Source organism: Argonema galeatum A003/A1, from assembly GCF_023333595.1.
Lineage (GTDB): Bacteria > Cyanobacteriota > Cyanobacteriia > Cyanobacteriales > Aerosakkonemataceae > Argonema > Argonema galeatum.
Genome location: NZ_JAIQZM010000040.1, coordinates 23314 through 43067 on the forward strand (window position 1 = coordinate 23314; position 19754 = coordinate 43067).

Annotated in this window: 20 protein-coding genes; 10 read left to right on the forward strand and 10 right to left on the reverse strand. The window is 44.4% G+C overall.

The window, feature by feature from the left end; genetic code table 11:
• Positions 1 to 67: 67 nt before the first annotated feature.
• Positions 68 to 1039 (forward strand): hypothetical protein, encoded by a 972-nt coding sequence (locus LAY41_RS27270; RefSeq protein ID WP_249104976.1) that lies wholly within the window; start codon positions 68 to 70, stop codon positions 1037 to 1039.
• 939 nt (positions 1040 to 1978) lie between these two features.
• Here the strand turns inward: LAY41_RS27270 and LAY41_RS27275 are convergent.
• From LAY41_RS27275 to LAY41_RS27285, 3 genes are all read right to left on the reverse strand, one after another.
• Complete coding sequence (locus LAY41_RS27275) at positions 1979 to 2812, reverse strand: metallophosphoesterase (RefSeq protein WP_249104978.1); 834 nt, start codon at positions 2810 to 2812, stop codon at positions 1979 to 1981.
• Positions 2813 to 2873: 61 nt separating this feature from the next.
• Positions 2874 to 4301 (reverse strand): dihydrolipoyl dehydrogenase family protein, encoded by a 1428-nt coding sequence (locus LAY41_RS27280; protein ID WP_249104980.1) that lies wholly within the window; start codon positions 4299 to 4301, stop codon positions 2874 to 2876.
• Positions 4302 to 4305: 4 nt separating this feature from the next.
• Positions 4306 to 5406 (reverse strand): DMT family transporter, encoded by a 1101-nt coding sequence (locus LAY41_RS27285; protein WP_249104983.1) that lies wholly within the window; start codon positions 5404 to 5406, stop codon positions 4306 to 4308.
• Between the two features lie 217 nt (positions 5407 to 5623).
• Between LAY41_RS27285 and LAY41_RS32455 the strand changes: the two genes are divergently transcribed.
• The 4 genes from LAY41_RS32455 to LAY41_RS27300 all read left to right on the forward strand — a co-directional run bounded on the left by LAY41_RS32455 (position 5624) and on the right by LAY41_RS27300 (position 7619).
• Positions 5624 to 5755 (forward strand): hypothetical protein, encoded by a 132-nt coding sequence (locus tag LAY41_RS32455; protein WP_275974430.1) that lies wholly within the window; start codon positions 5624 to 5626, stop codon positions 5753 to 5755.
• Positions 5756 to 5775: 20 nt separating this feature from the next.
• Positions 5776 to 6159 (forward strand): DUF4351 domain-containing protein, encoded by a 384-nt coding sequence (locus LAY41_RS27290; protein ID WP_249104985.1) that lies wholly within the window; start codon positions 5776 to 5778, stop codon positions 6157 to 6159.
• Positions 6160 to 6165: 6 nt separating this feature from the next.
• Positions 6166 to 7014, forward strand: a complete 849-nt coding sequence (locus LAY41_RS27295) for a pentapeptide repeat-containing protein (RefSeq protein ID WP_249104987.1) — start codon at positions 6166 to 6168, stop codon at positions 7012 to 7014.
• 407 nt (positions 7015 to 7421) lie between these two features.
• A complete protein-coding gene (locus LAY41_RS27300; RefSeq protein WP_249104989.1) occupies positions 7422 to 7619 on the forward strand; it encodes a hypothetical protein in 198 nt (65 codons plus the stop codon).
• Positions 7620 to 7851: 232 nt separating this feature from the next.
• Here the strand turns inward: LAY41_RS27300 and LAY41_RS27305 are convergent, their stop codons facing one another.
• On the reverse strand, positions 7852 to 8694 hold the full coding sequence (locus tag LAY41_RS27305) for a slipin family protein (RefSeq protein WP_249104990.1): 843 nt from the start codon (positions 8692 to 8694) through the stop codon (positions 7852 to 7854).
• 84 nt (positions 8695 to 8778) lie between these two features.
• Positions 8779 to 9594, reverse strand: coding sequence for a helix-turn-helix domain-containing protein (locus LAY41_RS27310; protein WP_249104992.1), 816 nt, complete (start codon positions 9592 to 9594; stop codon positions 8779 to 8781).
• A gap of 218 nt (positions 9595 to 9812) precedes the next feature.
• Between LAY41_RS27310 and LAY41_RS27315 the strand changes: the two genes are divergently transcribed.
• A complete protein-coding gene (locus tag LAY41_RS27315; protein ID WP_249104994.1) occupies positions 9813 to 10904 on the forward strand; it encodes a hypothetical protein in 1092 nt (363 codons plus the stop codon).
• 7 nt (positions 10905 to 10911) lie between these two features.
• On the forward strand, positions 10912 to 12459 hold the full coding sequence (locus LAY41_RS27320) for a WD40 repeat domain-containing protein (protein ID WP_249104996.1): 1548 nt from the start codon (positions 10912 to 10914) through the stop codon (positions 12457 to 12459).
• A 50-nt stretch (positions 12460 to 12509) separates the two neighbouring features.
• On the opposite strand, the gene LAY41_RS27325 is transcribed toward LAY41_RS27320, so the two are convergent.
• The 5 genes from LAY41_RS27325 to LAY41_RS27345 all read right to left on the reverse strand — a co-directional run bounded on the left by LAY41_RS27325 (position 12510) and on the right by LAY41_RS27345 (position 17144).
• Complete coding sequence (locus LAY41_RS27325) at positions 12510 to 13910, reverse strand: reverse transcriptase family protein (protein WP_249104997.1); 1401 nt, start codon at positions 13908 to 13910, stop codon at positions 12510 to 12512.
• A gap of 66 nt (positions 13911 to 13976) precedes the next feature.
• The gene (locus LAY41_RS27330) at positions 13977 to 14876 is read right to left on the reverse strand and encodes a hypothetical protein (protein ID WP_249104999.1); all 900 of its coding nucleotides are present in this window, start codon (positions 14874 to 14876) and stop codon (positions 13977 to 13979) included.
• Positions 14877 to 15346: 470 nt separating this feature from the next.
• On the reverse strand, positions 15347 to 15787 hold the full coding sequence (locus LAY41_RS27335) for an NUDIX hydrolase (RefSeq protein WP_249105000.1): 441 nt from the start codon (positions 15785 to 15787) through the stop codon (positions 15347 to 15349).
• A gap of 67 nt (positions 15788 to 15854) precedes the next feature.
• Positions 15855 to 16718 (reverse strand): aminotransferase class IV, encoded by an 864-nt coding sequence (locus LAY41_RS27340; protein ID WP_249105002.1) that lies wholly within the window; start codon positions 16716 to 16718, stop codon positions 15855 to 15857.
• Positions 16719 to 16775: 57 nt separating this feature from the next.
• On the reverse strand, positions 16776 to 17144 hold the full coding sequence (locus LAY41_RS27345; protein WP_249105004.1) for a hypothetical protein: 369 nt from the start codon (positions 17142 to 17144) through the stop codon (positions 16776 to 16778).
• A 96-nt stretch (positions 17145 to 17240) separates the two neighbouring features.
• Here LAY41_RS27345 and folD point away from each other — a divergent pair, with 96 nt between their 5' ends.
• From folD to LAY41_RS27360, 3 genes are all read left to right on the forward strand, one after another.
• A complete protein-coding gene (gene folD / locus LAY41_RS27350; protein WP_249105047.1) occupies positions 17241 to 18113 on the forward strand; it encodes a bifunctional methylenetetrahydrofolate dehydrogenase/methenyltetrahydrofolate cyclohydrolase FolD in 873 nt (290 codons plus the stop codon).
• Between the two features lie 143 nt (positions 18114 to 18256).
• Positions 18257 to 19183: a geranylgeranyl diphosphate synthase CrtE gene (crtE, locus tag LAY41_RS27355; RefSeq protein ID WP_249105006.1), complete on the forward strand. Its 927-nt coding sequence runs from the start codon at positions 18257 to 18259 to the stop codon at positions 19181 to 19183.
• Between the two features lie 112 nt (positions 19184 to 19295).
• Positions 19296 to 19751, forward strand: coding sequence for a divergent PAP2 family protein (locus LAY41_RS27360; protein ID WP_249105008.1), 456 nt, complete (start codon positions 19296 to 19298; stop codon positions 19749 to 19751).
• Positions 19752 to 19754: the final 3 nt, after the last annotated feature.

Consider the following 19754-nt stretch of genomic DNA (forward strand, 5'->3'; position numbering starts at 1 on the left):
GGCTTCTTAGGCAAATGCAGTAAATCTGTACGTTTATTTATTCCTCTAGGGAGTTCCATCAAAAGCCATGCCTGACCAAAATAATCGCACAACTTCTGAGCGTGAATTTTATAAAGACAGTGACGGAAACACTCATGCCAAAGAAACGCAAAAGTCTGAAACTGTTCGCAACGCCGGTACACCTGAACAGTATCGGGACGGCTACACTCACGGTCAAATTGCCGAACATCGCCACTTAGAAAATAATCAAGTCGTTCGCGATAACAATAATGCTTCTCGCGGCTTGCTGCTAGGCATTATCCTTACGTCTCTTGTCGGTCTCGGCGCTGGGCTTTACTACTTCCTGAACCAGCAAAACGATCGGCCCGCACCTACACCTACAACTACGATCGTACCTGTACCTGTACCTAGAGCGACTCAATCACCAAGTCCTGCGCCCGAACGAACTATCATACAACGGGAAAGAACGATCGAGAGAGTTCCACAAATAGTTCCGATTCCCCAAACACAGGCTTCTCCATCACCACAACCGAATATTACCATTCAACAATCCCCGTCTTCTCCAGCACCAGCCCCAAACGTTAACATTACTGTGCCACCCAGTTCTGTGCAACAACGCCAGGACAATAGCGCTACGCCTCAAGGTTCGCGGAATGAATCTCGATCGCAAACCGAGTCGCGCGATCGACAACTGCCTTCTGTCCAGTCTACACCCGCTCAACCCCAAAGCCGAAATAATAACTCTACAACTCCTGGTTCGCTAGGTCAAACCGATACCACATCCGGTAGCGGTTCTGCCACTGGTAGCACAGGTACTTCTACATTTGGTAGCGGTTCTGCCACGGGAGGTACAGGTACTTCCACATCCGGTAGCGGTTCTGGAATCGGAGGTACAGGTACTTCCACGACTGGTAGCGGTTCTGCCACTGGTAGCACAGGTACTTCCACATCCGGTAGCGGTTCTGCCACGGGAGGTACAGGTGGTTCCACATCCGGTAGCGGTTCTGCCACCGGCGGTGCAGGTGGATCAGGTCAATAAACTTCCAATCTTGTATCTGGCGTGACAATTGCTTCCTAATGGTCTTCGTGGTTTTCAGCCCCCTCAAATCGATCGGGGGCTTTTTTTTGTGCCAGGGGATTTAAAAATGAATTAGAGTTAGGAACTATAGCTAGGGACTAGGGGCTAGGGACTAGGGGCTAGGGGAAGAAGGGTCTAGAATCAAGGATTTCAGGAATTAAGAACGTCCTAACCGACGAGAGCGGTTGCTATATTTCAAAAAATAAAGCAATATAAACTTTAGTAAATTACCACGACAGAACTGGTAAACAGATGCTACTTTAAAAAGTAAGGCACCAAGCAAGAAAATCTTCAAACAAAATTCACAGGATGCGAGCCAGTGCCCTCCTGCTCCAATCCAAACGCAACGCATGACCGGCGTGAAATTCATCGAAGAAAAGTTCATTGCGTTCCCCTAGAATTAATTTTGATATTAGGACGCAGAGCAAAAATCGCTGTCTGAATTGACGGAGGTGATATACAAGTAGGATTCCGGTCGGTTGCGAGTCAAGTCCACCTTATTAAAGCACCTTCTTTTTGGAAATATCTCGTTGTAATTCGTTCCAATTAACTCGACAGATCGTAACCCGCCGTTAGCTACTAAATTTTTCCGAAGTAGCTGGGCGGGTTTAAAATTGGTCATTAGTCATTAGTCATTAGTCATATCATGTCCTTACGCATCGATTGCAAGAGAAAAATCGCTCTCTTATCTGCGTTAATCTGCGTTAATCTGTCTTCATCTGCGGTAAAAATTTAACCCCCAATGACAACAGACAATTTCCCGTATCACTCTTACACTAACGATGCAACCGGACACGATATCATTATAAAATTTCAAATTTTCGATTGCCGATTTCAAATTTATTTTGAATTGACAATCTTCCCTTTTTAAATCGGAAATTTTAAATCTGAAATCTGAAATTAGTCATTAACTAATTGGATTACCGTGACTTCTGGGGGACAAAACAAGCGTCCGGGTAAATAGGTTCCCAATCCGCGATTGACATACAGACGGTTGGTGCCAACCTGATGCAAACCTTGTGCCCATTCCCAATGCTGAAACACCTTCCGAGAATCCTTACGGAGGTATGGAACATGGCGGCGCAGGGGTTTGGGAATGAGGCGAGTAAGGGTTGGCAGCCATGCAGGCAGGGGGCTTAGGCCGGGCAGCAAAATTTGACCGCCGTGGGTATGGCCTGAAAGTTGCAAATCTACCCGCCACTGTTGTAGAATCTCGGCGCTATCTGGATTATGGGATAGGACAATGCGGGGAGTGGCGGCGTCCACCTGTTTCATTACCGAGGCTGGTTTAAACTTGGAGGAACGGAAGTCAGCTAACCCTATTAGGGCTAATCCGGGGCCGAGTGGATAAATGACCTGATTCCAGAGAACGTTAATGCCAATGTTGGTGAGGGCAGTACATATTTCCTTTTTTGAGTGGCGATAGTAAATGTCGTGGTTGCCCAAAATGGCACAGACACCGAAACGACTTTGCAGGTGTTTTAGGTGTAATACTAATTTATGAATTGGGGCTGGATCTGAGGTTACATAGTCACCTGTGAGTAGTACAAGGTCGGGTTCGGCTTGATTGCTGGCTGCGATCGCATCTTCAAGCAAGTTATCCGAAAGTCGGATACCATCGTAGTGGAAATCGGACAACTGTACTATTTTTGTGCCATGCAACGACGCTGGTAAATCTGCGATCGCAACTGTCAAATTTTCAACCTTCAATCGCCCTGTTAGCAGCCTGTGCATAGTGCTGAATTTCTCTCACCAGATGGCTCCAGCATAGCTCAGACACTGGAATGTCGCCTTTTTATCCCACATTCCGCCTGAAGCCGAAGAATTTGGTTAGCAAGGCTTGTAGCGTTTGGTTTTTGGCGTATTTTTGCTTGGTTAGCTGAAGTGCCGCTTTGCTGTTGACTTCTGCCAGAGTCGGGTAGATGTGGATGATACCGCTGAGGGCAGAAACTTTCAGCTTGTTGGACATTGCCAAAACGACTTCGTGGATTAATTCACCCGCAGATGGGCCAACCAAAGTAGCACCGAGTATTTCGCCGTTGCTGCGCGTGATTATTTTAGCAAATCCACTTGTGGCGGCTTCGGCTTGGGCGCGATCGACATCCGCAAAATCACAGCGAAGCACATAAATATTATCGCCATATTCCTGTTTGGCTTGTTGTTCGGTTAAGCCGACACGCGCTAATTCAGGATCGGTAAATGTCGCCCAAGGAATTACCCGATAATTGGTTTTGCTGAGGGGGAAGAACAAGGCATTTTTCAATACCACACTCGCTTCATAACCAGCCACATGAGTGAATTGATAGCCGCCAATCACATCGCCGCAGGCATAAATGCGAGGATTTGTTGTTTGGAGTTTAGCGTTTATTTTTACTCCTTGTTTGTCAATTTCCACTCCAGCAGCTTCTAAGTTGAGGGATTCGATATTTGGTTTTCGTCCAGTTGCGATTAAGATTTCATTGACAGCAATTTTTTGCTTTCCTGCCCATAGTTGCTTTTTCCCATCGGCAATTTCCACCCGTTCGACTCGTGTTTTGGTGATGACGCGAATGCCTTCCGATTCAAATTGAGATTGCACAACTTTAGCTGCTTCTGGATCTTCTTTGGGTAAAAGATAGTCGCTACTGGCAATAATAGTAATTTCAGTACCTAAGCGGGAAAAAGCTTGCCCCAATTCGCAGCCAATCGGCCCGCCGCCAATTACGGCGAGGGAATCGGGACGCTGATTTAGGTTGAAAACTTGTTCGTTTGAGATATATCCAGCTTCTTGAAGTCCGGGAATGGGAGGAATTGCCGGTCGAGAACCTGTAGAAATCACAAATGCCCTTGCTTTTAAAGGTCTACCGTTAACTTCAAAAGTTTGTTTATCTGTGAATTGACCCGAACCAAAAATTACTTCAACGCCCAATGATTGAAATCGTTCTGGTGAGTCGTGGGGTTCAATGGCTGCGATCGCACCCCGGACGTGACCCATCGCTTTGGCAAAGTCAATCTCAGGGTTTTGGGAGTAAACGCCAAAGCGGGCGGCATTTTTCACCTCATAAGCGATTCTAGAAGCGTGGATGAGGGATTTGCTGGGAACGCAGCCATACCAGAGACAGTCCCCGCCAAGGCGATCGCGTTCCACCAGCGCTACCTTTGCTTTCAATTGGGCTGCTGCGCTAGCAACCACCAAACCAGCAGAACCGCCGCCAATGATAACTATATCATATTCAACTGCCATAATTTCATATTCCTTTAAATCCAATTTCCATGTCTATTTCTTTCTTATAACTTAGGGGAACAGCCGCTGACTGACGCCATACACCAATTTGGCTTATTATAATACCGCCTATAATTATACTGCCACCAATATATTGCGCCAAGTTTGGTGCTTCGCCCAAAATGAAATAAGCTGCCAAAATTCCGGCGATCGGCGTAAAAGAACTAGCTAACGATATTTCCGATGCCGTAGATTTTTTTAAACCCATAAACCACGCTAATTGCCCAATTACGACAATTACTGCGCTATAAATTAACATCCATTGCCACAAAAAAGGTGTGAATACGTCCATGAAATGTTCTGACCCGTATAGATACAAAGCTATAAAGAAAAAGACTACTGTTCCTACAGCCATGCGAAAGATGGTAAATATTCCTAAAGGTATATTAGCCAGTTTTACTTTACTGATAAGATTACCGACTGATGCGGCTAATGCTCCTCCAGCCGTCAGCAATTCGCCTGTTCCTATGTGGATGAAAAATCCCGAATCGGGAGCATTTTGCCCTAAACTTTGCAAGAATAGCGTGACGGCTACTCCGCCCAGACAAACAAACGCACCAGCAACTGCCCAAATATTAACTTTTTCTCGTAAAAACCAAACAGATAAAGCTAAGATTAGAGGCGGTTCGATGCGTCCGACCAAAACAACATTATTAACCATTGTCAGAGAAAGGGCTGTAAAAATTAAACCGGGTGCGATCGCACCCGACAAGATTGCCACCGCTGTCAAACTCAGCCAATCTTTTCTAGATAATTGTTTGAGAGAATCAAAATTTAATTGGCGACCATAGATGGGAATCAGTACCAGTAAAGCACAAAGATTGCCGACAAATAAAACATTGCACAAGGAAATGGGATTTCTGCCGTCTATTAAGTGTTGAGAACCGATTTCCGTTAAGCGTCGCGTCACCGAATTAGCGGCAGCAAAGATGAGGACAGCTGACAATAAATAGATGCGTCCCGAAGTTCTGCCGATAAAGGTAGAAGCTTTTGTGACTATTGGGTGCATAATTTTTGTTATCTGATAGAACAAAGAAAACTGGATTTGGCGATCTGTGCTACGCATAATTTATGCCTTAAGTAGCAAGCTTAGCGAACGCGGACGCACCAACCCGGTTATTGCTATTAAGTCACAGCAATATGAGTTGGCAATGAGAGCAAGCTTGGTATTAGATTAAAGCTAAGAAAATTCATCTTATGGCTGGCGGGTGAAGAATGAGGATGCGATCGGCTTAAAATAAAAGCCTAACTATCCAATCCACACCATGCCTAAATAGGCAGATATGGCTCTTGCGTATTTACTATGCTATTTGAGCAGAGGGGCAGAGGGGCAGAGGGGCAGAGGAGCAGAGGGGCAGAGGAGCAGAGGGGCAGAGGAGCAGAGGCATAACAACTCTCAAAGAGCCCAGTGCTGAGGGGCGGTGGGGAAGAGTCTATGGTGCGGCGTGCTTTGCAGCTGTTGCGTACCAATGAACAATTGAGCGAATTAGAACCACTGTTAGCTTTCTTTGCAGGTTTTGTGTTAGAGACTCGTTTAGTTCAGCAGATTATGAGGTGGGATATGGCTGTATTGCGGGAATCTCCCTGGTATCAAGAAATATTGAGAGAAGGGCAACAACAAGGGCAACAACAAGGAGAATTGGCATTAATTATACGTCTGTTGAATCGTCGGATCGGTTCGCTTGAACCTCAGATGCAAGAGCGACTTCAAGGGTTATCTATCGCTGAGTTAGAGGAGTTAGGGGAGGCGCTGTTGGATTTTGAGCGGATGACAGATTTAGAAGCTTGGTTGCAGGAACATCAGCAGACGGAAAACTGAAATAGAATGACTTGTGCTAATGGCTCTGATGCGAGCAAAATGCTGGTATGCAGAAAAGACTCAGATGCGATCGCCCTCAATAAGCCTATGAAACCAAAACTCTTAGCTAGTGCAACACTACTGACGACTTTTAGCTTGGTAAATCCTGCCGACGCTGCAAATCCCGAACATATCAGACAGCTACTCTCGACTAAGCAATGTCAGAAATGCGACTTGAGCAATGCTGGACTGGTGATGGGTAACCTAGCAAACGCCAATCTCAGCGGTGCTGACTTGAGTCGCGCCAATCTCAGTCGTGCCAACCTCACAGGTGCCGATCTCAGCGGTGCCAACCTCACAGGCGCTAGTCTGTTTGGTGCCAACCTCTCAGGTGCCAACCTCACCGGTGCCAATCTGAATGCTGTGGATATGAGAGACACTGTTTTAGCTCAGGCTAATTTGGTTGGTGCCAGCTTGACTAATGCTAACTTCCTGGGTGCGATCGGAATGCCCAGCTATACCGGCACAGCTGAGGACTTCTACCGCTGGGCAATGGCAGAAGCTGAAAGGGACAACTACAGCAGAGCGATGGAACTCTTCAGTCAGGCGCTGAACATCAAGCCCGACTATCCCGAAGTTTACCTGGGGCGTGGCATGGTTCGCTACCAACAGGGTGACAGAACCGCAGCGCTCGCAGATACCCAGCACGCGGCACAACTGTTTACAGCCCAAGGAAATCTGGAGGGTTACAAATTAGCCCAAGACGTTACTAAGGGAATCGAAACAGCTGGCAAACCCAGACGCTCTGGTGGCGGCTCAAATTTTCTCAACCTCCTGAGCGGTATTGCAACGCTGGGGCTACAGTTGTTTTTTTAATGCGATCGGCAATCAGTTATACTTCGCACGGGCATAAATGGGCGAAGCATTCCGTGAATAATTTGTTGGTTGAACCCAAAGATCTTTGACGGAATGCGAAAGCCCCTACAGGCAAAAAAAAGCTCGGTCTGTGACCGTGCTGAGTATAGCCCAAATTCACGATCGAGCAATAGGGGCGCAGCCACAGCGTCCCTATTCTTCATTATTGTTAAAATAATGAACACTCATGTACTTCCTGTGTACTCGGCACTCAGCACTGGGTATTAGCTGTGATCGGAATCACTTAATGGCAAGATTATTCTCACCTTCTCTCAAAGATTGCCATCACGTAGCACTAAGCGAAAACCGTTGATAGTAATACTAACGGTGTATCTGCGGTGATTCGTCTGTCCTTGGGGGAGTTTATCATGTTAGAAAAACTAATACTAGCAGCCGCAATAACATTCTCGCTTAACTTTTTTCTGGGAGTCAGTTCCCAAACTACTAGCCGGATTGATTCAGAAGTCTACGTAGGCCAAACTACAACCGGAACAGTGACTCCACTGAATAGCTATGACACAGTGGAAATTCCTCTGTCAACTCAGTCCTCTGGTTTTTTAGATTAGGTTAAGCTTGAAGCCAAATGTTGTATCAGATACTATCTGGGCTACCTACCTATATCTGATATCACTATATCCCTTAACGTAAATAGCTTTATCTCTATCTAAATAGGAACAAAAAATTTTCCCAGTGTCACTCGCAGCACTAACACCGACAAGTAGACCCAGGTATAATAATCGGCAATGGAGATCTCCGTACTATGAGTGCCAAAAATCAATTAGATAGGAAGCAAGGATACTATGGCAACAGAACGATGGAATGATGAAAGGCTCGATCGACTAGCAGGAATGGTTGAGGCGAACGCTCAAGGGATCGCAAACCTTCGTATCTTAGTTGGAGACTTGCGAGAAGGACAAGCGTTACTAACTCAAATGCTGGTGGAAGAAAGAGAAGCGAGACAGGATTATCCTCCATCACTTTAGCGGTATTCAACATACTGCGAGTCGCAGCAGTTTCTTCACGGCGACGCACTACGTTAGCTTGGGCAGCTTTTTCCGCCTCGACAACCTTGCTCAAGATAGTCTTAATTTCACCAGGGAGAATTATATCTTTTACCCCAACAGAGTCAAATTCAATTCCATAGTTTGCGGTTTTATGACGAATGTATTCAGCGACACTTCTATCAATTGCCCCTTTATCCTCCAGTAAGCCATCTAGGGTTCGTTCGCCAACTGCTCCACGTAAAGCAAATTGTAATTCCTTGTATAAGAAACCAGCCACATCTGACAAGCTGTTTTTTGCTTTCAATGGGTCTACTATGCAGAAACCAGCAGTTAAATTCAAGCGCAGAGGTACTTTATCTTTAGAGAGGATATCTTGACCGGATACTTCCATAGTTTGCAGGCGGAGGTCAATTGTTTCCGTTTGCAAATAGCGTCCAAATATCCACCAAGCGTGTATCCCTGGCTGGAGTAGTGTTTGAAATTCTTGATTGATGTAGAGTAGTCCTATATGCTGTGTTGGTACTTCCCGAATGTGCAAAAAATTGCGGACGATTTCTGGAGCATTCAAGACTAATTCTGCCACTAAATTAGCTGGCAATTTAGCATCATTGCTGATGTCAATTACTTCTACTTCCACACCTTTCCAAAATAGTCTGCGAATAGTTGGCGGTAGGATGGAAATGACTTTACCTCGATCGCGTACAATGGCTATAGGCGATCGCTAACTCTTAAAAATATTCACGTATTCCCTAACAACAGGCCCAAGTGTGAAAAGTACGCAGTCACCTTCCCTAACTTTTTCAATCAAATAACGCCGTCCCAAAGATTGTATTACTTTCAATAACTCAGACTGAGATAATTGCAGACAATCTCGCAGTTTCACCAGGGAAACGGGCAGATTTTCACTAGCCAACCAAGACATTACTTGTATTTCTGATTTAGTTAAGCGATTGAAAATCTGAGACAAAATTGCTTCCAAATCTCCCAAAAAAGGAGTATCATAAGATAATGCTTCAGAAACGCTGCCGTTAAACAAATCTTGAATCATTGTCGCAACTATTTTTAACCACAAAGGATTACCTCTGTAAAGTTCTATTAGTTGTGACCATTTTTCCTCATCAGCTAATCCTTTTTCTCGCAATATTTCCACTGCATCTGCACCTAATCCACTGAGTTGTAATGACCTAACGGGTTTATTTTCGCCTTCTAAGACGGATATTTCTCTAGGTTGCTCCGAACTCAGTAACACTAAACAACTGTTATGTGATAGTTCTCCTATTTGTTTAAAAAATGTGCTGTAATTTTCATATTCTGGTCGGTAGGTTCCCGCTAATTGTCCGCTGCTATTGAGGGTTTGTACGTTATCAAGGATTAGGAGACAGCGGTATTTGGCTATTTCTGGATACTTTTTACCTTGCGAAGTAGCTTCTAATATAGATATCTGGAGAGAGTCAAGACGTTTTCCTGTTTTAGCAAATATCTCGTTATCGATCAATTTTACAGATTCTTCAAGCTCCATAAGTCTAGGTGTAGTCATATTTGGGTCTAACACACCACCACTTTACCACACTTTTTGACCTTTGAGGAACTAAATGGCACTTTTTCCTATTAATTCCCATTAAATCCCAAATTCCCAATTTGCAAATTACCCATTAAATTCAATTGCTATATCCCCCAATATTTGATTTCATATATTTTAGATAGGTAGGCTAAAAAAAAAGGCTGTCCCAATAAAATTATTAGGTAGTAAAATCCATGTACAGTTATCGAGTTATTATGCTGGGGCCTCGTGGTTCTGGCAAGACAGTATATTTGGGAAGTATGTTTCAGAAGTTATCCAGTCAAGGGGAATGGGGATTTTTTCTAGAGATTGATGGTGAAAAGCGCAAGAAACTGAATAGAATATACACCGAAGTCGCTACAGAAACAAAATGGCCTCCGGGTACGGTTCGTGAAGAAATTTCAGACTGGATTTTTACCTGCTCCATAAACAGAAATAGGACTAAATACTCTGCTTGCCAGTTTGTCTATCTCGATTACGCAGGCGGTAGAATTACTGAAGAAGAGATGGAAGACGACTCTGATTTTAATCGAAAGATAGAAAGTGCTGATATTCTACTCGGATTGTTAGACGGCTCTAAAATTTGTGCGTTGATGCGTCAAGAACCAGACGGAGTAGTATGGCTTATTAATGAGTTAAAGAATATGCTTGATATAATGATGAGAGGGAGTACAAGACCAGTTCATTTTGTCATTAGCAAATGGGATATTGTTGAAAGTAGTGGATATTCTTTAAAACAAGTAAGAGAGAAGTTATTAGAATCTAGTGAGACATTTAAGAATCTAGTTACAAGGCGCAAAGAAGATCGATTTTTAACCAGATTAATTCCTGTTAGTTCGGTTGGGCAAGGTTTCGCAAAACCTTTACCTGGTGGGGGTATGGCAAAAATTCCAGGAAAACTGCCTAAGCCATTTCAGGTAGAAGTTCCCTTAGCTTGTATTTTACCAGATTTGATCCAGAATCAACAAAACGAACTTGCTAAAAGGGCATCTGAAGAAAGGAACCGATCGACTACAGTTACAGCTAGTCTTAGCAACACGGAAAAAATTAGTCAAAATTTGCCAGGATGGTTAAGAGGTTTTCCTGGGATTAAAAATTGGGCAGGTTCTGCCGAACAAAAGAAAAAAGAAGCTGCGGACAGAAGTGAGGAATTGCGTCAGAAACAAGCTGAAACATTGAATAAAATAGGCGATGAGAGAAGCGCCCTTGAATCTGTTGTCAACAGCTTTAATTTGATCCAAAACAAACTTTATATAAGTTTCCCGGATTCCGATCTATCTTCGTAATACATTTATGAACAATTTAGATGGTTGGCCTTTTTTAGTTAGCTGTAATCGCTACCTTGACTATCGAACAATAGTCGCTCCTGATTTTATGTGTGAAATTGGTGATACCAAGATTCTTGCCAACACAGCCGGTGGTAATGTAACAGCAGAAAATGTGGCTTTCTACCGAGAAATACATAAATCTAAAGTTGGAAAATTTACCCTAGTATTTCGAGTGATTGAAACCACTCTGGAAGACATGGGAATTGAAGGAAGTGGAGTTTTAAAAGATTCATTTGGTAGAGAAATCCTTTTACTTGAAGGAATTGTTATTAAGGGATTAATCCCAGATGTTATAGTCACCAAAAATGCTCTCGAAATAGCTCACGGAATGCTTATTCAACCTTACCGTGAATTTTGGGAATGTACGAGGTCTGAACCTGCTACACCCTCAGTATGTTTTAGCTTACCACAAGATAGTTCTGAATTTTGCCTACAATATCAGAGACTACAGCCTTATGGTGTTGTTCCAAAAATTGAGGTAATTGAGGTAAAGCCAAAAATTGAGGTAATTGAGGTAGTAGATAGACCTCAAGTACCAGTTCCTGTAGCAGTAGATCATCATAGAAAAAATAGTAGAAGTCAAGAATGGAGAAGCCAACGGACTAATTACTTTGATGCTGAAGTTACATCAGTGACATTTTTACCCAAAAGTAACTCTGTTGCGATTAGATACGAACACCAACAAACAATTATTATCAGTAATTTTGAAACTACCGAGAATACTATTTTTCAGAACGAAGATATTAAATTCACAATGTGTCCTACTCCAATTACTATTAGCCATAATGGTCAGTATATGGCTACTGGAGTTATTAAATTCGGAGATAATAATGTCATAAAAATATGGAGTATTGAGGAGGCAAAAAGAGAGCATAAAGAAATTAATGGACATAAAAACAATGAATTCGGTAGAATTCTAGCGGTAGCTTTTACTCCAGACAATCAAATATTACTTAGTGGCGGTAAAGATAGAACTATTTTTTTCTGGGATGTTAAAAGCGGTGGCAAATGGGGAGACCCAATTCAGGGCTTTTTCAGTGAGATCAGGGCTATAGCTGTTAGCCCAGACAAAGATAACTCTATTTTTGCTATTGGGGATGGTGAGGGAAGGATTGAGTATTGGAATTGGAACAGTAGAAGAAAGATTAAAAGTTTTCCAGGTTCGCTTAATAGATCACCTATAAATTCATTAGCTTTTAGTCCTGATGGTAAAATACTTGTCAGCGGTGGCGATGACTTTAGTATTAAACTTTGGGATGTCTCTAGGGCTGAAGAATTAAAGAGTGGAAAACACTCAAGTAAAGTTAGAACAGTTGCTTTTAGCCCTGATGGTAAATTAATTGCTAGTGGAGATGATCGCGGTTATATTAAAATTTGGGATGTTGAGACTATGCAATCCATGATTGTTCCTAGACATGATTCAGCAGTGACATCAGTTGCTTTTAGTCCTGATGGTAAAACGCTAGCAAGTGGTAGTAAGGATAAAACAGTTAGGTTTTGGGAAAGAGTTTAACTTAGTCACTGATTATAACCCAAGTAGATCGAAATTGTAGAACTATGCCCCTATCTATATTTTTCTCTAATTCGTCTCACCTGTTCTTTAAACTCTGCACCAAGTTCGGGATTAACCATTGCCACAAAGTTAGCAAATCCCTGAATTGAGGCAATTAAATCTGAAGAATGACCCCAGCGTTTCCCTGACAAACCGTCTTTTTCAATCTGATACAAAGTGGCCCGAAAGCGTTTGAGAGTTTTCTTATCAACATTTGCTTTATCGTTAACTATAACTCCAGTTACATCTTGCTGTCGCGAATTGCGAAGGATTCTGGTTTTCTCTTCATTAATCACAAAACCTTCGTGTTCGACTATTGATTCGGTGCGTCTCAATACGTTACAAATATGACGGAGGTTATCGCCAGAGGCAGAAAAAGTTAGGTCGTCGGCGTAGCGAGTATAAACAAAACCCAATTCTTCTGCCATTTGGGTGAGGCGGCGATCGAGTCGGCGGCAGAGTATATTAGTAATGGCTGGGCTGGTGGGTGCGCCTTGGGGTAAGTGGCGTTCGGTAAGTGCTACATAATAAGTTTTTCCATCTATTTCAACTTCTTCAACATCGGGTTCTGTACAGAGTAAGCCAAAAATTGTGGCGGCTGCTTCCGAATAGCCGATCGCGTGCAAAAGTCCTTTGATTCGTCGATAAGAAATTGAAGGAAAAAAGTTCTTTAAATCGAAGTTTATTACAACTTCTGCACCGACGTGAGGTTGTGCGTTACTAACAATTGAACGACCTTGGCGGAAACCGTGGGCGGCGTTGTGTAATTCGACTTTTTCTAGTATATTAGTAAGTATCCAATGTTGCGCTTGTTTTAGCCGTGGCATTGGGGCTGAAATGATGCGATCGCCTCCCGTCTTTTTAGGTATTTTGAAGCGAATGTAGTGAGAAATTGGAGATGTTTTGCGGGAAAAGGCGAGAAAGCGTAATTGTCCGATGCTAATTCCCATCGCGGCGGCAATTTGTTCGGCTGTGTTATAAATCGGCAAGCCATAACTTTGCAAACGTTCTTGATTGCATTCGGTATAGTTGAGTCCGCCGGAAACGCGATCGCCTAAATAAACAATATCTTCCTGGTTCTTTTGTCGCCAAGCTTCTGCGCGTTCTAGCCTTTCCCGTTCCCGACGTTCTTTCGTTTCCTGACGCTTGCGCCGCGACTCCTCCAGTCTTTGCTGATATAACTGCTTCTTGAGTGCCTCTTCACTGTTGAGGATGCGGTTTTGCTTGTAGAGGTCGCTAAGTTCTGCCTGTATTTCCCCACGACGACGAATTTCATCAGCTGGATCTTGCGGCATTTCGCCTTGGGCGGGCCAGAACCCAAGGCGAATCATCTCTTCAAGGATCACCTCTTCTCTGGAAGATTGGCGGATGCGATCGTACAGTTCTTGACGGGTTCTGGGTTGGTCAGTCATTCGATTTTGGATTTGGGATTTTAGATTTTGGATTGCAAATGTGAAATTTGCCATCTGAAATTCCGGTTATGGCGTTTTATTTGCCAACCACAAACCTACGTTACGCACATAAGTTTTGATATCTTCTAAAGCGCGTGTTTCTGTCTTCATTGTATTACCGGGAGGTTCGGATACAAAGCTGGGACAACCTATATCCGCATTCCAATTATAATCGCAGAAATGATGGAAAGTCGATTCTGCCACCCCGCGTCCTTGCCCGTTCCCATCAGCATCTTTAGGCCACTCGAAGGCAACAGCGAGATTAAATTCTCGTCCCGAAACCTGGCTAGTGCCGATCGCAATTACACGCCCGTTGGTTTCGCCTGGAGGAACTCCTACCGCGCCTTCGTGGGGATGTGCCGGGAAAAATTCAATTATTCCATCAGGCGAAGCAGGATTTTTCAATAATTCGTGAACAGGTTCCCTGGGCGTAATTTTTTGATAATCGCCATTGCGTCCAGAGTGATAGTTCGGCCAAGAAATATTATTCGTGTAGATGTCATCAATGACGCGACGAGATTCGTCTGGATCGGGATTATAATTTTGGAAAAAGTGTGCCGCACCAACACCGCAGAGATTGCAGATAGACGAACCTAAATCCTGATGATCTCGCGTCGCCAAAAGACCACCGCCACGGTTATGAAATGCCGTAATGCCTGAATGGTCTTTTTCTGTCAAACCGTCACCGACATCGACTGCAAACAGCCATAACTCGTCGAAATCCGACTCGCCGAGGTTGCTCAAAATGGGGTCATTGCTTTCAGCGTCCGATTCTCGGTTACGCGCCGTGACTTCAAAGAGGTAGTTCCCCTCGTCGTCTTTGACAGAAGCGAGATAGTCGCGCAACAATGAGAAGCGATCGATACTCCAGTCATCTTCTGTCGCCGGAATTGTCGTCTGCAACAGAATCCGAATAGGTTTTTCCATAACCTCTGCCATTTACAGCCTCATCAAAATCTATCTTCTATCTTATTAATTTGATTAAAAGCCTAAAGTCTGCCAAAAGTTGAAAGATTAAAAAATATCAGGTGCGATCGCTTAGCTGACGAACGGCATATTTTTTTTCCATCATTCTACAGCAGTGCCAGACTTGACAACCTATGGTATATTACCCCCTGACTCTAAAAAGGTCAACCCCCAAAGTTAGACTGGCTCGACTCCTGTGATAGAATCGCGAAAAGCAGTCTGATCTTGTGGCTACGTTGCGACTGAAGCAAGAGGAGAAATTTATGGCTGAAGTATTGACCTGCATTGAATGTGAGGAAAAGGTAAGTTCTGAAGCTTACCTTTTCCTCACTGCGGAACCAAAGAGTATCGTGGTCTTAAATGCCGGGTTTGCCTAGTGCTAAGATAAGTGCGATCGCCATGCTAGAGTCGATCGCATAAACACCCTTGTTTCAAACCATCACCTTACCTTTCTCTATAAAATCTAACAAAATTCTTTGATGTGGAGATCCCAAAGGTCGCACCTGTTCTGCTTTTTCAGAATAACGCTTACCCAGTCGAATTTCATCGGGTGTTAATAATCCCATATCCCAACCTTCTCCTAATACCAAATCTTCGAGTTCCACCGTAAGCGGCGCGTGAAAAACGTGGCGCAAAACGTTGGGATCGGGATAATCGCCAAAAAACGATACTGTAGGCGGTGAGTAGCCAATTTCCTCTATGAGTTCCCGCTTAACGGCGTCTTCTGGGGTTTCACCAGGCTCGATGTGTCCCCCGAAAAACGCCCAGTGACCGGGATATACTATAGTGGGGATGTTGTCTCGCAGTTGTAGGAGAAACTGGTTGTCGCGATATAGAATTGCGATCGCTACATGGACTAATTTGCTACTCATTGCTTAAAGTTCAGACCTAATTACTTTTGTAATTTATTACTTATTAATCGTAAATCCATACATACATTTATTGGTGGGTAATCTCGCGAAACTCCTTCAAAAAGCGACGAAATAGCGGATGGTTAGACGAATCATACCGATAGGGATGAATAGTTGCTAACGGCTTCAGTTCCATCATAGTGGCAGCTAAAAAAGCCCCGTCGAAGTTCTCTAATTCAGAAGGGAAAACATCCCTTTCAATCACTTCTATTCCCAAAGAATTTGCAACATCAAGCAGTGTGGATCGAGTGATACCGGGGAAAATATTTGGAGTAAGCGCAGGTGTAATAACTGTCTCTTTTTGCAAGAAAAAAATATTGGCTACAGCAGCTTCGGTAATTCGACCTTCCCGATCGAGCATGATAGCATCATTGAACCCAGCTACCTCCGCAGCGCGACGACCTAAGTAACTGTTTACATAAGTTCCACATATTTTCCATGAAACTGGAATGGCGCAACCGGAAACACGCTCAAATGGGGAGATGTGGCAAGTAAGAGATTTGTCTACATCGCGTGCAATAGTAACTGCCAAAATTGTTACATCCACAGGCATTGTGTCGCTAAAGTTCAGCTGTGGTACTGAACGGTAAACTATCGGTCTAATATAATAATTATTTGCAGGTATTTCATCTAAAAGTGATAAAATACCTGCTTTAAGGTCTTCGTTCGACCACGAAAATACCAGCCCCATCTGCGTGGAACCATTGCGAAGGCGGTCTAGATGTGCGTCTAAGCGATGAATATAATAGCGATCGCTATTCCAGTAAGCCATTAAGCCATCAAAAACTCCAACACCTAAGTGAAGAGAATGGCTAGCAATCGAGGGTGCAGCTTGTTCGCGTTCAACGAGTTTTCCGTTATGCCAAGCAATCGGCGCTGCTTCAAATATCATTAAAATCGTTCCCGCTTATCGCTACATGAACTCGTTCGTTACTCATACTCCATCCAGTTATAGCCGTTCCTGTTCTTTAACATAAACTTCCCCTAAATCGCGACCACCTAAAGGAATACTTTTGTACTGTACCTTACCTTTGATTAAAACTTCCTTTTTTTGGGGAAATTTTTCGTTAGTTATAACCAAGATAATACCAGTTGAGTCTTGCAATTCATAAGCTCGTGTTCCTAAGAAAGGAACTTGCTTAACCACCTTACCTTTAAGGTAAACCGTAGCATCGGTATTCCGATCTTTTTGCAGTTGATTGATTTGGGTGACGGGTACATTGTCTCTCGAAAAGAAACCGATCGCACAAGCAAATACTCCTCCTAACAGCAGCCCGATCGCGCCATATCGCCCTACCTGAATTTTTGTTAGCTTCATAGCCGTTTCCTTCTGTGATGGACTTCAAAAGGCGAAGTAAATATGCGAAACTGATAAGAGCGGATTGCCACAGACATGGATGCCACTTACACTCCAATGGACGCTAAAATTGCCCAATTATTAGATGGTAAAACCCTAGCTGAAAAAATTCATTCTGAACTACAACAGCGCATTCAGGAATTGCACCCGAAAATAGGCCGATCGCCCGGTCTAGCCGTGCTAATGGTTGGCGATAACCCAGCCAGCGCCGCATACGTGCGGAATAAAGAGCGAGCTTGCCAAAAAGTCGGCATAGCCTCCTTTGGGCAGCATTTCGCATCAGAAACTACGCAGGCAGAACTGGAGCAAGTCATTCAGTCGCTGAATCAAGACGATCGCGTTGATGGCATTTTAGTACAACTGCCGCTACCTGACCACCTCAATGCCATAGCGCTACTCCACCAAATCGATCCAAACAAAGACGCCGACGGACTCCACTCAGTTAACCTGGGGCGCTTGGTGCGCGGGGAACTGGGATTGCGGAGTTGTACTCCAGCTGGGGTGATGCGCCTCTTAGAGGAATATGAAATTAACCTCAAAGGCAAACAAGCCGTTGTGGTGGGACGCAGCATTTTGGTGGGCAAGCCGATGGCCTTGATGCTGCTGGAAGCTGATGCTACAGTGACGATCGCGCATTCTCGCAGTCACGACTTAGCCGCCATTACCCGCAATGCCGATATTCTGATTGCAGCTGTGGGTCGGCCAAATCTCATTACAGGTGATATGGTCAAGCCAGGAGCGATCGTTGTCGATGTCGGCATGAATCGTATTACCGATGATGCCGGAAATTCTCGCCTCGTGGGAGATGTCAACTTCGATGAAGTGAAGAGTGTAGCCGAATTTCTCACCCCTGTGCCGGGGGGCGTTGGCCCCATGACTGTTGCCATCCTATTGCAAAATACCGTCTGGAGTTACAGCCAGAAAAGTTAATGGGGACTGGGCAATTTTAGATTTTAGATTTAATCTCAATCTGAAATCTGCTTTTTTAAAATTTGCAATTCTTCTGCGCCTAGCCCAATACCCAATTCCCTGTAAAATTGTTACGGACATAGACACGCTCAAGGAATCGAGGGATGGTAGCTACGGATGACAAGCATTCGCCACAGGGGGAATCCCCTACCTTTGATCTATCGGCTTACTTAGCCCAGCGACAGGTTTTGGTGGAAGCAGCTCTGGAGCGTGCCGTCCCCATCACCTATCCTGAAAAAATATATGAGGCCATGCGCTATTCCTTAATGGCCGGGGGTAAGCGCCTGCGTCCCATCCTTTGCCTAGCCACTTGCGAACTAGCTGGAGGTACGCTGGATATGGCTATGCCAACAGCCTGTGCCTTAGAGATGATCCATACCATGTCGTTGATCCACGATGATTTACCGGCAATGGACAACGACGATTATCGGCGAGGCAAACTGACCAATCATAAGGTCTATGGCGAGGATATTGCGATTTTGGCTGGGGATGGTTTGTTAGCTTATGCCTTTGAGGTTGTGGCTGAAACTAAAATCGTTCCACCGGAACGGCTATTACAGGTGATTGCCCGATTAGGGCGTGCTGTGAGTGCAGCCGGGTTAGTTGGTGGCCAAGTGGTTGACCTGGAATCTGAGGGAAAGCCAGATATTACGCTGGAAACTCTTAACTTTATTCACACTCACAAAACCGGCGCTTTGTTGGAAGCTTGTGTGGTTTGCGGTGGGATTATAGCCGGGGTATCCGCAATGGATTTGCAACGCCTATCCCGTTATGCTGAGAATATCGGGCTGGCGTTTCAGATTGTGGATGACATTCTCGATATCACCAGACCTAGCGAGGAGTTGGGCAAAACGGCTGGCAAAGACCTCCAAGCTAAAAAGGCAACTTATCCCAGCCTTTGGGGGTTGGAGGAATCTAAGCAAAAAGCCCAGCAACTGGTTGACGCTGCTAAGGCCCAAATGGCACCGTTTGGAGAGAAGGCTCGACCGCTACAGGCGATCGCAGATTTTATCACCACTCGCACTCACTAAAACTCTTTGAGGACGGATTTAACCAGACAATCTATAATAAACCCGTCCTCAATAAAGCGAACAGCAGAACCTTAAGAATCCACGCATCCTAAATCCCAAATCCAAAACCGATATGCAGGACTTTGGCCACATCCTAGACAACCGGGTGTTGCTGGTTGCTCTTTTAGCTTGTCTAATCGCTCAAATCTTGAAGCTCGTTATCCACTTTATCCAGCACGGTAAGGTGACTGTAAGAGTTTTGGTGGAAACTGGCGGTATGCCTAGCGCCCATTCCGCCTTAGTGGCTTCCTTGGCGGCTGGTGTGGGTCAGACGGTCGGATGGGCTAGTCCCGAATTCGCACTGGCAACCATTTTTGCCATCATCGTCATGTACGACGCTGCTGGGGTGCGTCAGGCTGCCGGTAAGCAAGCTCGCATCCTCAATCAAATTATTGATGAGTTATTTCGAGAACATCCTACGTTTAACGAAGACCGTCTGAAGGAATTGCTCGGACACACGCCTTTTCAAGTGATTGTAGGCTCGGCGCTAGGCATAACTATTTCCTGCTTGGCTGGGCCAGCTTATTAAAAA

What these genes read in the sequence shown, in the direction of transcription:
- crtE (WP_249105006.1), top strand. Translation starts at nt 18,257, where the DNA reads ATGGTAGCTACGGATGACAAGCATTCGCCACAGGGGGAATCCCCTACC.
- LAY41_RS27275 (WP_249104978.1), bottom strand. Translation starts at nt 2,812, where the DNA reads ATGCACAGGCTGCTAACAGGGCGATTGAAGGTTGAAAATTTGACAGTT.
- LAY41_RS27310 (WP_249104992.1), bottom strand. Translation starts at nt 9,594, where the DNA reads ATGACTACACCTAGACTTATGGAGCTTGAAGAATCTGTAAAATTGATC.
- LAY41_RS27295 (WP_249104987.1), top strand. Translation starts at nt 6,166, where the DNA reads ATGACTTGTGCTAATGGCTCTGATGCGAGCAAAATGCTGGTATGCAGA.
- LAY41_RS27340 (WP_249105002.1), bottom strand. Translation starts at nt 16,718, where the DNA reads ATGATATTTGAAGCAGCGCCGATTGCTTGGCATAACGGAAAACTCGTT.
- LAY41_RS27280 (WP_249104980.1), bottom strand. Translation starts at nt 4,301, where the DNA reads ATGGCAGTTGAATATGATATAGTTATCATTGGCGGCGGTTCTGCTGGT.
- LAY41_RS27345 (WP_249105004.1), bottom strand. Translation starts at nt 17,144, where the DNA reads ATGAAGCTAACAAAAATTCAGGTAGGGCGATATGGCGCGATCGGGCTG.
- LAY41_RS27360 (WP_249105008.1), top strand. Translation starts at nt 19,296, where the DNA reads ATGCAGGACTTTGGCCACATCCTAGACAACCGGGTGTTGCTGGTTGCT.
- LAY41_RS27325 (WP_249104997.1), bottom strand. Translation starts at nt 13,910, where the DNA reads ATGACTGACCAACCCAGAACCCGTCAAGAACTGTACGATCGCATCCGC.
- LAY41_RS27285 (WP_249104983.1), bottom strand. Translation starts at nt 5,406, where the DNA reads ATGCGTAGCACAGATCGCCAAATCCAGTTTTCTTTGTTCTATCAGATA.
- LAY41_RS27335 (WP_249105000.1), bottom strand. Translation starts at nt 15,787, where the DNA reads ATGAGTAGCAAATTAGTCCATGTAGCGATCGCAATTCTATATCGCGAC.
- LAY41_RS27300 (WP_249104989.1), top strand. Translation starts at nt 7,422, where the DNA reads ATGTTAGAAAAACTAATACTAGCAGCCGCAATAACATTCTCGCTTAAC.
- folD (WP_249105047.1), top strand. Translation starts at nt 17,241, where the DNA reads ATGGACGCTAAAATTGCCCAATTATTAGATGGTAAAACCCTAGCTGAA.
- LAY41_RS27320 (WP_249104996.1), top strand. Translation starts at nt 10,912, where the DNA reads ATGAACAATTTAGATGGTTGGCCTTTTTTAGTTAGCTGTAATCGCTAC.
- LAY41_RS32455 (WP_275974430.1), top strand. Translation starts at nt 5,624, where the DNA reads ATGGCTCTTGCGTATTTACTATGCTATTTGAGCAGAGGGGCAGAGGGG.
- LAY41_RS27290 (WP_249104985.1), top strand. Translation starts at nt 5,776, where the DNA reads ATGGTGCGGCGTGCTTTGCAGCTGTTGCGTACCAATGAACAATTGAGC.
- LAY41_RS27315 (WP_249104994.1), top strand. Translation starts at nt 9,813, where the DNA reads ATGTACAGTTATCGAGTTATTATGCTGGGGCCTCGTGGTTCTGGCAAG.
- LAY41_RS27270 (WP_249104976.1), top strand. Translation starts at nt 68, where the DNA reads ATGCCTGACCAAAATAATCGCACAACTTCTGAGCGTGAATTTTATAAA.
- LAY41_RS27330 (WP_249104999.1), bottom strand. Translation starts at nt 14,876, where the DNA reads ATGGAAAAACCTATTCGGATTCTGTTGCAGACGACAATTCCGGCGACA.